Raw genomic sequence first — 12,511 nt, 5'->3', positions numbered from 1 at the left:
CCACCCCGGGGCCGCGGCGGCGGCCGCCGCGATGGCGTCGCGAACCTCGCCGGGCCCGGCCGTGGTGAGCGTGCCGAGCACGGCGGCGTGCCGGTGCGGCTGCGTCACCGTGACGCGTTCGCCCGAGCCGTGCCGATGCACACCGCCGATGACGTGGGTGACCTCCGTCGGGTTCGCGGCCAGATCGGCCAGCTTCGTCCGCAGGCGCTCGCGTTCCGCCGTGCCCGGCGCGAAGCTGCCCACCGGCTCGTTGACCGGCGGGGGCGGGGACACGACGGCGTCCATGGAACCTCCAGTTGTCAGATGAAATTTCGGTACTGGGAAGTCAACACCGGAAAACTGTCCGGACAATGAGCCGATTGGACAAAGATGAGGCGAATGCGTTGTCGAGTTGGCCGAAGGACGGGAACGTGGGCGGGGATGGTGAGGAAGTCGCCGCGGACATCGACCTGTTCGCGCTGGCGCAGATGATCGCGGACCACGCGGGCGGGATGGTGTCGATCGAGGACCCGCAGTCGCATGTGCTCGCGTACTCGGCGTCCGACGAGACCGCCGACGAGTTGCGTGTGCGATCGATCCTGGGCCGGGAAGGACCGCCGGAGTACCTGACCCTGCTGCGGCAGTGGGGCGTGCTCGATCGGCTGCGCGACACAGACGAGATCGTCGACGTGCCCGCCCACGAGGAGTTGAACATCAAGCGCAGGCTGGCGATCGGGATACGCCGACCCACCGACGCGCGAGCACGCGCCCCGCGCGTGCTCGGCGCGATCTGGCTGCAGCAGGGGGATCGGCCGTTCCACCCGGACGCGGCGGAGATTTTGCGCGGCGCGGCGGCCATCGCGGGACGCCTGATCTCCCGGAGCCTGGACGCGCCCACCACCGAGGCGCTGCTGATCCGCCGGCTGTTCGGCGCGGGTGCGGCGGTCGACGCCGCGGCGGTGGCGAACGCGCTGCGTCTTCCGTCGACCGGTCCGGCCGCGGTGATCGGCTTCGCGCTCATGGCGGGCGAGCACGCGTCCGGCGCCGACCGGGCCGCGCTGGGTGGCGTACTCCGGTTGCGTGCCAGTTCCTTTCGCGGTGACTCGGTGACCACCGCGATCGGTGACCGCGTCTACGTGCTGCTGCCGGGCTACCGATCCGCGCAGGCGGTGACGGCCTGGACACGTCAGTTGATCGAGCACTTCGACGCGAAGGGGTCGCTGTCGCTGCGGGCCGCGATCGCCTGCCCGGTGCCCGATCTCGGCCGGGTGGCCGACGCGCGCGCCGAGGTCGATCGGGTGCTCGACCGCACCGCCGCGTCGCCCGCGAGCCGGGTGACCACGCTCGCGGAGGCGCGCACCGCGGTGCTGCTCGGCGAGGTGCTCGATCTGGTGGCTGCGCGGGCGGAACTGCGCGATCCGCGGCTCGGCGCACTGTTCGACTACGACCGCAAGCATTCCGCGAACCTGCGCGACAGCGTCGAGACCTATCTGCGCGAACACGGCGACGTGCGCGCCGCCGCCGCGGCACTGTGCGTGCATCCGAACACACTGCGCTACCGGCTGCGCCGGGTCGAGGACATCCTCGGCATGAACCTCGACGACCCCGCCGACCGACTGCTGCTGGAGATCCAGCTCGCCCTGCACCGCCGCCCGCGTAAGCCCGAGGCACCCGGTTGACGACGGCTGCCGGTGGCGACCACCGCAACGGGTTCCCGTCGTCGCGATGATCACCACGACCGTGGCGGCAACCGGTATCGGTTCGCGGCGTTGCGAGGCCGCACCGCGCTGGGACCTGCGCTGATGGCTTCCGGCCGCTGACCGGCCCGCTGTGCGATACGTCTGCCGAACGGGTTCGCCGGGCTCTACAGTTGAGCGCGGGAAGCCGGGGCATGGCCCCCGGAAGTCCGGGTCCCCGTCACGGAGGACGAGATGACGACGCGACGTCAGACGCTCGAGGTGGGGTCGCGATTCGGGCCGTATCGCCTGGATCGCCTGATCGGTCGTGGCGGCATGGGGGAAGTGTTCGAGGCCTATGACACCGTCAAGGATCGCGTCATCGCGCTGAAGGTGTTGCCGGAGCGGTTGCACGACGACCCGGTGTTCCGGGAACGATTCCGGCGCGAATCACACGTCGCGGCGCGGCTGCAGGAACCGCACATCATCCCGATCCACGACTACGGCGAGATCGACGGCCGGCTCTACATCGACATGCGCTTGGTCGGCGGCGACAGCTTACGCACGCTGCTGAAGGCACAGGGGCCGCTGGAGCCGGAGCGGGCGGTCGCGATCATCCGGCAGGTCGCCGCCGCGCTGGACGCCGCGCACGCCGACGGCCTGGTGCATCGCGACATCAAACCGGACAACATCCTGCTCACCCCGGACGGCTTCGCCTATCTCGTGGACTTCGGGATCGCGCAGTCGGCGACCGGGGAAAGTCTCACCGGCACCGGCTCGGCGATCGGGTCGTTCCACTACATGGCGCCCGAGCGGTTCCACTCCCGCACGGTCACCCCCGCCGCCGACATCTATGCCCTGACCTGCGTGCTGTACGAGTGCCTGACCGGTTCGCGGCCGTACCCCCGCGACACCGAAGCGCAGATCATCTCCGCTCACCTGTTCGAGCCGCCGCCGCAACCGCATTCGCATCGTCCCGGCCTGCCCCTCCGGCTGGACGACGTCGTCGCGCGCGGTATGGCCAAAGATCCGCGGGCGCGGTACGGCACCGCGGGTGATCTGGGGGCGGCGGCGCAGGCGGCGGTCGTGGCGGGCCCGGCTACGGGCCCGTCGGAGTCGTCCGAGACGGCGGACGCGCCTGCCGGTGCGGGTAGTCCGGAGGACCGGTCGGAGGCGGCAGGCCCCGGTCCACACCGCCATCGGTTGTTGCGTGTGCTCGCCCTGCTGGGCGTCGTGCTGCTCGCCGCCGCGCTCGGCTTCCTGGGCTGGGAGCTGGTCCGGCCGACCCCCGGCACCGCCGTGCCCGACGCGAGCGCGCCGAACGGCGCGGACGTCGAGCTGCTCTCGCTGGTCGGCCCGTCCGGCTACAAACGCGCGAATTGTGTGCACGAGAGTCCCGACGCCCCCACGGTCGCCGTCGTGTTCTGCGCCGCGAATCCGGCGGCGAGCGATCCCGTGGCGCGATTCCTGCGGTTTCGCACCGTCGACCAACTGCGCGGCTACACGTCGTCGTTGCTGAGCGCGCTGCACGGACACAGCTGCCAGGGAGATCCGCCGGGGCAGGACGGGCCGATGCTGCGCGACGGCGTGGAAGTCGGCCGCAAGTCGTGTTTCGAGAGCAAGATGGACGATCCCGCCGCGCCGCGGCCCGCGCTGCTGCTCACGGACGAGCGGGTTTTGGCGGCGGCGGTGTACATCTGGAACCCCGACGAGCAGCCGTACCGCGACTACGCCGCTGTGCGCAACCGCCTCGGGTTCCGCAGCTCCGACGTCGCCCGCGATCCCGACTATTTCACGCAGGCCGATCATGCGGTACTGAACCATCTGGCCGGTGATTTCGGTGCGGCCAACTGCCGCCACGCCGACCCGCCGCCCGGTCCGGTGGCCGCGGTGCTGGCCTGCGGGACGAAGGCGGGGTTTCCGGCCGCCGAGTTCTTCGGCCTCTCGAACCCGGAGTCCGCGACGTCACTGTACGAGGCCGACCGCGCGCAGTTCTCCGGCCATGTCTGCGGTCGCGGCGACCAGGGTGACGATGTCTGGCGACAGGACGGCAACGTCCTCGGCCGTTATTTCTGCTATCCGAACACCGACGCGGCGCTCGGCCCGAGCTGTCTGCTGGTGATTCATCAGAAGTACGCGGTCATCGGGAATTTCTGCACGCTGCGCGCCGATCACCCGGAACCGGGGCCGAAGAACGAAGCCGACCTGACGGCGTGGTTCCACCAGTATTTCGGCTAGGGGACACCCGGCCCCGTGACCCACCGCCGGGCGGGGTCTTTCCGTTCGGTGGCGGTCCGGTCGGGGTGCGTCCCGAGTCCGCCGCGGCGCACTGACACGGATACGCCGACGAGCGCTCACCTCGGTGTGGCGCACGGACTCGGAAGCGCCGACCCGGTGGCCAGATCGCAGACGCCACTGGTGAATATCTGCAAGGGCGCGGTGACCAAGAGCACGAGAATCCCGATGACGTCACCACGCTGGAGGAAGTACACGGCCGATTGTGCCGCCGCCGCCCCGGAATCCACCGCCGACGAGCCGGTTCCGGCCGCGACAGCGGTCACCGGGGCGGAGCTGATCGGTTCGGCCGTCGCACCGGCCGCGGTGACGACGAGGGTCGCCACCGCGACAGAGGCGGCGGCGAGACGAAGGGGGGTACGCATCATCGCGCTCCTATGTTGGAGAATTGTCATTCACATAGTAGCGAGAGTTCGTCCGGCTGTGCGCCAGATCGCGGAGGGAATGTCCGCGCCTCGGCCCTCGCTCCGCCTGGGCTTTGGCAAATTCGCCGCTGAGGCAAGCGTCATTACCTGGTCTTCGGACATCTCCGAAGCTCTTTGGTGTGGTGCGGGGTCGATTCATCAGGCGTCATCGCAACTGTTGGCGTCGGCTGCTCCATAGATATGAATCTTGCATCACTTAATGTCGCGGATCGCAGGCGTTGATCGAGGCCGTGCGCTCGGTGCCCGCCAACGCACGCCGCATGTTCCGACTCTTGAACCCGATACCGGGCGTGAAACCGGTCCACCCGCATCGTGCGGTTCCGGTTCTGAATCGAACGGTGGAGCCGGGCACTGCCGCACATCTTGGCCGTCCGGGCAGCCGATCTGCCCGGACGTCGCTACGGTCGAACCCGCTTACTCCGCAGCCCTGACCACGACCGGTGATCCTCGCACTCAGGCTTGGACTGCGGGCTGCTTCGGAAGCAGGAAGACGACGATGCCCGCTATGACTGCGATGACGAACGTCGCGAAGGATGCGACGGCGAAGGCGTGGCCTGCGGCGGCAACCCTGCCGACTTCCGTGGGATGGAACGAGCTGAAGTAGACCGCTCCGATAACGGCCACGCCCAGAGCTCCGCCGCACTGCTGGGCCGTCGACAAAGCCCCCGACGCGACACCGGCGGACTCCGGCTTCACGCGGCTCAGCACCGTGTTCAGCGCCGGGGTGATGACCAGTCCGCCACCGACGCTTTGCAGTACGAGGGTTGGGATCACGAGCAGCGGGGTGATTCGCGGGCCGGACACCAGCAGAAGGCCGGTCGCCAGGTAGCCGCTCGCCAATACGAGCGCCCCGATCTCGAGGACACGTCGGCCGTATTTCGGGATGATCCGGCTCGCCACCATGCTGAACACGAAGAATGCGATGGCTGCGGGCGTGTAGACCAGCCCCGCGCCGAGCGCCGACATGTCCAGACCTTGCTGCATCGTCACCGACAAGGCCAGGTAATACGAGTAGATCAACGCGTACAGCGCGAGGACGAGAACGATCCCGAGCGAGAACGAGCGCTGTCCGAACAGCGTGAGCGGGACCAGCGGATCCCCGCCTCGCCGTTCCAGGCGTCGCTCGATCGCGACGAACGAGCCGAACGCGACCGCGCTGCCCGCGAAGCACGCCCAGACCCACCCCGGCCAGCCTGCCTCCTGCCCCTGGATGAGCGGGAGTACCAGGAGGAAGAGCGCCGCGCTGAGCACCAGGACGCCGGGCATGTCCAGCTTGCGGGTGGCGGCCGAGCCTGTCCCCGGCACGAATCGCACGGCGAGCAGGAGCATGACGATTCCGATCGGCGCGTTCACCCAGAACACCAGGCGCCAGCCGGAGTCGAACAGGTTGGCGCCGATCAGCAGCCCGCCGATGACCTGCCCGCCGATGGTGGCCATGCCCATGACGATGCCGAGCACGCCATATACGCTGTGCCGCTTCGCCGCGGGCACCAGCACCGTGACGTACGCGAACACCTGGGGAACCATGAGGGCGGCTCCCAGGCCCTGGGCGACACGTGCTGCGATCAGGCTGCCCGCGTTCGGTGCCAGCGCGCAAGCGACCGATGACAGAGTGAACAGGGCCACCCCGAGAAGGAAGATCCGCTTGCGGCCGTACATGTCGGCCAGGCGAGTAGCGGTGATGATGAAGACCGCGTAACTCAGTTGATAGCCCGCCAGCACCCACTGGACATCGCCGTCGGACGCGTGCAGGTCCGCCGCGATCGAGGGGTCGGCCACCACGACGATGAACGAGTCGAGGACCGCCATGAACAGGGCGGTCAGAAGAATTGATATCGTCACCCACGGAATCGCATTCGCTTCCGCGGCCACTACCGGCCGATTGGCCGCTTGCTGACTACTCGCCACGATAAGAGACCTCTTCATCTGTCGGTGCCCAGGGAATCGGCCAGCTTCTTGACCACCTCGGCCGCCATGACGGCCTGACCCGAGGTCGAGAAGTGGATACGGTCCGCACTGAGCAGGTTGTCGCGGTCGTTGACCGGGTGGTCCCACATGTCGACCACGAGGGCGCCGTATTCCGAAGCCAGCCCGCGCACGATCTCGTTCACCGCGGCGACCCGCTCCGTCCAGTCGGGGAAGACCGGGACGACATACGCTCTGCCGAGCGTGAAAGTGGTCAGCAGGGCGCCGGTCCCCTTCGCCAGGTCGTACATCTGCCGAAGCGTTCGCTCTATCCCGCCGAAATCCGGCCTGCGCCGCACGATGTCGTTGGCCCCGCAGGGCAGGTGGAGCAGGTCGGGGGAGAACTCGAGCATGCGGGCCGCCTGCTTCTCGAGCGTCCGGGCGGTGGTCGCCCCGTTCTCGGAGACGTTGAGGTAATCCAGATCCGGCCGGACGGATCGCAGGACATCGGCAACCCGATCCGACCAGCCCCGATCTCGGTAGCCCGGGGTGGGATCGCCGGTTCCCGCCGAAAGACTGTCGCCGACAACGGCATACCTGCCCCACGGGGCCTCGGCCAGCAATGCCACGGCATCCGCCTGGTCCAGGCAGAACGGGTCGGTCTCCTCGGTGAAGACGTTGTGCTCCATGCGGGAGAATATACGGTCGACCGTATGTTTTTATCAAGTCGTCGTACCGGCGCGGTCAGGGGTGCAGATACAAGCGCTCGTTCTCGTATCGGATCGACCACCGCGGCTCTCCCGGTGAGCGGCGATCAGGAGGCCGATCGGACATTGAGCTCGCGCTGCTGCAAGAGGGCGGAAGAATCGGTCCGGACACGGTGATCGCGACGACCGTCCACCGACTCCAGGTGGTCGACGAGCCGCTACCGGAGGGGAGGCACGACTTTCGCGTTGACGTGATAGTCACGCCGGAGGATGTGATCTGGTGCGATGAGCGTCGTCGACCGGCAGGGATTGGCTGGGATTCGTTGACGTCGGAGAAGATCGCAGCAATATCGGCTCTCGCTGCTCGCCAGTCGACTACCGACTGAGTACGGAGGAAGCACGCGCAGCGGGGAGTCCTGAACGACGGACCGTCAGCCGTAACTCGCGCCTTCGCGCGTGGTGCTACTCCTTCCGCACTATGTCGAACCACGAGATGATCGGCCTATGGGTGTAGGCGAGTTGATCCGTGAACTTCGGAAGGCACGGGGATGGTCGCAGGGACGGCTGTCCGACGAATTGGCGGCTCACTCGGGGTCGAGTATTTCTCGGCAGTACATCTCGAGGCGTTGGGAGACCGCTGACGCGGTACCCAGCCGGTTCTGGCTGCGCCATCTGTCGGCGGTCCTGGACGTGCCTTTAGCTGTGTTCGAGGACGAAGGCATGAACAGACGGCATCTCCTGGCTCAGGTGGCCGCGACCAGCGTCGCGCCGATAGTGGCGTCCGATCTGCTGGCTGCTGGTTTCTCGGCGCGACTGGATCATGCCGGGCCGAGTATCGAGGCGTGGCAGGAGAAGCTCAGCGCCTACGGCACCGACTACATGTCACTCGGTGCGGCGGATATCCAGCGGCGCTTGGCCGTTGACCTGGCGATCCTGCAACAGCAGTTGAACAGTCCGCAGTTGTGGGGAGCTGCTGCCCGGCTCATGACGCTGTACGCGAAGACTTTTCCGGGGTCGGACGGCACCAAGGCGGTCACCTGGTACCGGATGGCCGCCGAAGCCGCAGACCGCTCCGAGGATGAGCAGACCCGCGTGTGGGTGCGGGGGCGTGCGGCCATAGCCCTCGGCTACGAGGGTGCGGCGTTGGGAGTCGCCGATCTTTTCGCCGACCAGGCGCTGGCGTTGTCGGACAAGCCGAGTTTGGGTCGGCTCAATGCGATCATGGGCAAGGCGCATGCGGCAGTGTTGCGAGGTGATGGCGAGACGGGGCGCGCTCTTGTCGAAGAGGGACGCCGGGTGTTCGACAAATCGGGGTCCTACGAGCAGACCTCCGACTACGCCGTTCCGTGGTGGCGCATGAACGTGTTCCTCTCGCTGCTCGCCGCGCGGCTCGGCGATGAGAAATTGGCGGTCGCCTCGCAAGAGCAGGCGCGAAGAGAGCTTCCGGCCGAGTTGCCCCGATTCGCAACGCATCTGGAGATGCATCGCGGTCTGATGCTGGTCAGAGCGGGCGATCGAGCCGAAGGTGTTCGGACCGCACGCAGCGCGATGGACGCCCTTCCGCCCGAGAAACACTCCCTGACCTTGCGGATGCTGATGGACGAGATCGCCGGTTCCAGCGATGGCACAGCCTGAACGCCTACGCACGTCAGTGTGCTCGAGACTTTCGGTGTCGCGAATAGGCTGCACCGATGCGTTCGTTCAGCGAACACGCAGCGTTGGGCTCGTGCATGGTGCGGGCTGCCGAGGTCGCAGCTGAACGGGTTGGCCAGGGTGAGCAGTGGAAGCATGCTCGGGTTGTCAAGACAGGGTCCGGCTCCTGTGCACCGCGATGGCAAGGGAGTCGGACTGAGAGGCGATATCGATTCATTCGCCTCGACGCGCTGAATTGAACCACCGGGGATACTTTGGTCGCATTGCGTTGGAAGCGGCACTTTCGGGGAAATCCCCGAAAGTGCCGTCTCAACTGACGACCGTGGCCCGCGAGTGCTTACGAGCAGTCGACCTGGTACGTCCGATCGTACTTATCGCGCAGGATATATCCCGCGCCGTTGCCCCGTTCGCCCTCGATCTTCCACTCCTGGCCGCCGACGTTCACTCTCTGGCCATAGTGATATCCGTGGCCGCACACCGCGTCACGCCAGACATCGGCCTGCGCCGGTCCGGCGACCACGACACAGCTGATGCCTGCCGCGACGGCGACGATCCCCATGCGAAATACTGTTTTCATTACCCCCACCTTGAATGCGTTGTCGGAACTCTGATTTCGACGGCCGCGAGGCCAACATAGCACAGCCGAGCGCAGCGCCGCACCAGCGAGGGTCGTAACCTCGGCACCTATCCGCTCAACCGGACGATGCCTGCGGTGACGGGCAGTCGCGCCCATCATCCGGGGGTGGGGCGATGTGGCCGGCGTCACCGCCGCCGTCGAGGTGTCGACGTGCTTGCGCCGTATTGACCCACCAGCGCGATACCGACTCCGATCATGAAGACCACGAATCCGTTTGTGGCATCGTTCATGTGCCCCGGTGTGTGCTGAGCAATCGCGATCCCGGCGATCGCCCAGCCGATCACTCCGACAGTCGTGCCGATCCAGATCAGGACTCTGCTCCACAGAGGTGCGCCCGACAGATCCCCTGGGGCCGGGGAATCGTAGGTGGTGTTGTGGATGTCGTCTCCAGCGGTCATGCCGTCCCCGCCGGTGACGATCCGGCTGCCGTGGGTCGCGGTGTTGATGATGGTCCGGCCGTTCATCCTGTCCAGTTGGTCTCGGAGTTCGGCGAGTTCGCGGGCGAATTCCGCGTCGGCGGACGCCGCGCGTTCGACCTCATCGGCGAGTTGGCGTCGTGCGGCCATGCTGGTCGGGTTCCGATCGAGGTCGTCGAGTGCGCGTCGTCCGAGCCTGCGTGCGACGGCGCCGGTGAGCGCGGTCAGTCCTTGATCCAGTGATCGGTCCACGGCCCGTCCGCCCGCCGCCCCCAGTGCCGCGGCCAAATATGCGGCAACGACCATTCCGTCGATCATGTCAGTCTCCTCCACAGCCGCCCCGGCAGGATAATCATCTCATCGAACGATCCACCGGCGTTGTTTCACGCATTCCGTCCGGAAAATCCGGGTCACCGATTTCTGGTACGACTTCGCCGTAGCGGGCTGCATGCCATGAGTTGAACGCGATCGCGTACCGTGGATTTCCAAAACCCATATTCCCAGCATGTTTTGATGCAACCCCCGAAAAAGCCACGAACCAGCTGTTTTCCAGTAAACCGCCGCGCATCTGGCTGAGCGTCCGAACTGGTTCCGGCCTACCGGCGGCGTCGTGGTGTCGACGTTCTCGCACCGAGCTCGGCGAAGGTCATGAGGACACCGCCGATGAGGAAGAACGGCAGCAAGTTGAACTGCCCCGACACCGACGCGCCTCCAGACATGCCGATCAGACCACCGACGAAGCCGATACCGACGAACACCAAGCCGATCCACAACAGTGCCTTGCTCCAGATCGGAGCACGGGACAGATCCTCATCCGATGCGATGTCGTATGTGGTGTTGTGAATGCTGCCCCCGGCGGTGAGGCCTTTGCCGCCGGTGACGATCCGGCTGCCGTGGGTCGCGGTGTTGATCACGGTTGCGCCGTTCATCCTGCCGAGGGTGGCTTGCAGGGCGGCGAGTTCGCGGGTGAATTCCGCGTCGGCGGATGCCGCGCGTTCGATCTGGTCGGCGAGCTGGCGGCGTGCCGCCATGCTGCGGGGGTTCCGGTCGAGATCGTCGAGTGCGCGTCGTCCGAGCCTGCGTGTGACCACGCCGGTGAGCGCGGTCAGTCCTTGATCCACCGATCGGTCCACGGTCCGTCCGCCTGTTGCCCCCAGTGCCGCAGCCAGGTAAGTGGCAACGGCCATTCCGTCGATCATGTCAGTTTCCTCCGCAGCCGCCCCGCAACATAATCGTCTCATCGAGCGAACCACGTGTGGCGTTTCAAAATTCCGATCCCAAAGTCGTTCGTAAGCAAAGGTAATTCGCTTAAGCCTCATTCGAGTGCGTGCGGGACACACGGACGGCTTCCTCGCCGTGCAGGTTCCCGATCTATTCCGCATAGACCGCGGGATCGATCTCGCTGTCGGGCGGGAAGGTGGCCAGCTGCAGGCGGTGACGAGCGACTTCTTCTCAGTAAGCGAACTGGATGTTCTTGTCACCAGGCGCAGCCCGGACTCGGACTTTCCCGGCGGACCCGGACCGCATCGGGGCGACGGCGAGAGAACCCTCGCCGTCGCCTTCGTGTCCTGCCTATGCGTCCGGGATCATGTCGGAAGCTTCGATGCGAGGACGTCGACGTTCTCGATCGCGGGCGACACGGTGAACAGTTCCTCGGCGCGCTGCCCGAGTGCGGTGCCCACGCCGCCGGCCAGGTGGGCTTGCCGACCGGCGTCGTCGGGGAACACGTCGAAGATGCCGAACGTGGACGCATCGAACTGGACGGCGAACCAGGCCCGAGTGTCGGGCTCCTGCTCGACGATCGCCTGCGCGTCTGTCAAGAACTTCGCTACTTCCGACTCCTTGCCCGGCTTTGCATGTACCCGGACCAGCAGACCCACTCGTACCATGATCCCTCCTTCGGTTGGTACACGCTTCGAACGGACGGCCTACCCGTGCCGGGGCGAGATAAACACAATCCCTGCGCCGGCGGGTCGAGTTCGACGTCCGGTTTCAACGTGTCGTCGTCCCGGTACCGGCTTGGTAGCGAATCGACCCGCCAGACGTCGTTGACCGTGAACGCCGGAAGGGCCACCCGGGTGGCCGTGGGTGGGCTGTGGCTCGCGGATCGAAGAAGGGCAGCGGGCGGACCGCGTCGCCGGTGTCGACCACGTCGAGGTACCACCGCCGCTCTTCCTCGGAAACCAGTGTGAAGCAAGAGTCCCCGTGCCCGGGAACCACGGCGTCGAGGTACACCAGCGCGCCCACCGCGGCGAGTCGGCGCGTCAGCGGCTGGGGGCGCCAGGGAGCTTTTAGTATCGAGTCAGGAAGGGGAGGCGGTTTTGCGGGCCGCGGCCGCCCGGCTGGGCTCGGTGTTCGACGGCGAGGAGCGCAGGCTTGAACACGTTCTGGGATTACGCCAGGGGACCGCTTCTGGGGATAGCCATCACCGTGGTCTTCTGGCTGATGCTCTGGGTCGCGGTCTCGATCGCTCGTGTCCGGTCGGGAGGGCGGTCCCGGTTGGGCCGCGTCAACATCTTCGATGCGACGCTAGGGAGATTGCCACAGTCACAGCGGCGAAGCTGGAGGCGACAAGTATTCCGCCTGACGTTGTTCGTCTATGTCCCCCTCGTGGCTTGTGTGGTGGTTTTGAAGGTTTTCGAAGTGGTCCCCGACTGGGTGCTGGGGGCGCTCATCATTGCCGGCGGCGGCGTGGCAGTGACCGTGGCCCGTGTGCGGTTCCTGATGCGTGCGTCGACGCCCGATGAGTAGCGGCGGGCGGCGTCATCGCGTGGGTTGTCGGCTGCGTGGGCTACGAAGGAATACCGGGCGTTCGCTG

The 12,511-nt window shown here is 66.8% G+C and carries 12 protein-coding genes and 3 pseudogenes; 5 read left to right on the top strand and 10 right to left on the bottom strand.

The features are described 5' to 3' along the window. Positions 1-285, bottom strand: a pseudogene (locus ACWEH3_RS12945) (L-glutamate gamma-semialdehyde dehydrogenase); the annotation flags it as partial. 125 nt (positions 286-410) lie between these two features. Between ACWEH3_RS12945 and ACWEH3_RS12940 the strand changes: the two are divergent. Next, entirely contained in the window at positions 411-1,658 is a 1,248-nt protein-coding gene (locus tag ACWEH3_RS12940; RefSeq protein WP_450020179.1) for a PucR family transcriptional regulator, read from the top strand. Between the two features lie 252 nt (positions 1,659-1,910). Then, positions 1,911-3,893, top strand: coding sequence for a serine/threonine-protein kinase (locus tag ACWEH3_RS12935; RefSeq protein ID WP_450020177.1), 1,983 nt, complete (start codon positions 1,911-1,913; stop codon positions 3,891-3,893). Positions 3,894-4,009: 116 nt separating this feature from the next. Here the strand turns inward: ACWEH3_RS12935 and ACWEH3_RS12930 are convergent, their stop codons facing one another. The 3 genes from ACWEH3_RS12930 to ACWEH3_RS12920 all read right to left on the bottom strand — a co-directional run bounded on the left by ACWEH3_RS12930 (position 4,010) and on the right by ACWEH3_RS12920 (position 6,969). Beyond that, on the bottom strand, positions 4,010-4,315 hold the full coding sequence (locus tag ACWEH3_RS12930; protein ID WP_450020175.1) for a hypothetical protein: 306 nt from the start codon (positions 4,313-4,315) through the stop codon (positions 4,010-4,012). Between the two features lie 513 nt (positions 4,316-4,828). After that, positions 4,829-6,217 carry an MFS transporter gene (locus ACWEH3_RS12925; protein ID WP_450020173.1) on the bottom strand — a complete coding sequence of 463 codons (1,389 nt, stop codon included), beginning with the start codon at positions 6,215-6,217 and terminating at the stop codon, positions 4,829-4,831. Between the two features lie 80 nt (positions 6,218-6,297). After that, a complete protein-coding gene (locus tag ACWEH3_RS12920; RefSeq protein WP_450020171.1) occupies positions 6,298-6,969 on the bottom strand; it encodes an SGNH/GDSL hydrolase family protein in 672 nt (223 codons plus the stop codon). Between the two features lie 522 nt (positions 6,970-7,491). Here ACWEH3_RS12920 and ACWEH3_RS12915 point away from each other — a divergent pair. Then, positions 7,492-7,677, top strand: a pseudogene (locus ACWEH3_RS12915) (helix-turn-helix domain-containing protein); the annotation flags it as partial. Positions 7,678-7,707: 30 nt separating this feature from the next. Next, positions 7,708-8,622: a DNA-binding protein gene (locus ACWEH3_RS12910; protein ID WP_450020295.1), complete on the top strand. Its 915-nt coding sequence runs from the start codon at positions 7,708-7,710 to the stop codon at positions 8,620-8,622. A 355-nt stretch (positions 8,623-8,977) separates the two neighbouring features. On the opposite strand, the gene ACWEH3_RS12905 is transcribed toward ACWEH3_RS12910, so the two are convergent. The 6 genes and pseudogenes from ACWEH3_RS12905 to ACWEH3_RS12880 form a co-directional block, all read right to left on the bottom strand. Next, positions 8,978-9,217 (bottom strand): hypothetical protein, encoded by a 240-nt coding sequence (locus ACWEH3_RS12905; protein ID WP_450022963.1) that lies wholly within the window; start codon positions 9,215-9,217, stop codon positions 8,978-8,980. 185 nt (positions 9,218-9,402) lie between these two features. Further along, on the bottom strand, positions 9,403-10,011 hold the full coding sequence (locus ACWEH3_RS12900; protein ID WP_450022961.1) for a hypothetical protein: 609 nt from the start codon (positions 10,009-10,011) through the stop codon (positions 9,403-9,405). A 34-nt stretch (positions 10,012-10,045) separates the two neighbouring features. Further along, complete coding sequence (locus tag ACWEH3_RS12895) at positions 10,046-10,261, bottom strand: hypothetical protein (RefSeq protein ID WP_450022959.1); 216 nt, start codon at positions 10,259-10,261, stop codon at positions 10,046-10,048. A gap of 28 nt (positions 10,262-10,289) precedes the next feature. After that, a complete protein-coding gene (locus tag ACWEH3_RS12890) occupies positions 10,290-10,892 on the bottom strand; it encodes a hypothetical protein (RefSeq protein WP_450022957.1) in 603 nt (200 codons plus the stop codon). 387 nt (positions 10,893-11,279) lie between these two features. Further along, positions 11,280-11,582 (bottom strand): putative quinol monooxygenase, encoded by a 303-nt coding sequence (locus ACWEH3_RS12885; RefSeq protein WP_450022955.1) that lies wholly within the window; start codon positions 11,580-11,582, stop codon positions 11,280-11,282. Positions 11,583-11,775: 193 nt separating this feature from the next. Continuing rightward, positions 11,776-11,940: pseudogene (locus tag ACWEH3_RS12880) on the bottom strand (alpha/beta hydrolase); the annotation flags it as partial. A gap of 129 nt (positions 11,941-12,069) precedes the next feature. Between ACWEH3_RS12880 and ACWEH3_RS12875 the strand changes: the two are divergent. Further along, positions 12,070-12,444, top strand: a complete 375-nt coding sequence (locus ACWEH3_RS12875) for a hypothetical protein (protein WP_450022953.1) — start codon at positions 12,070-12,072, stop codon at positions 12,442-12,444. Positions 12,445-12,511: the final 67 nt, after the last annotated feature.

This window comes from Nocardia sp. NPDC004718 (assembly GCF_053601535.1).
This window is presented reverse-complemented; position numbering and strand designations above follow the sequence as displayed.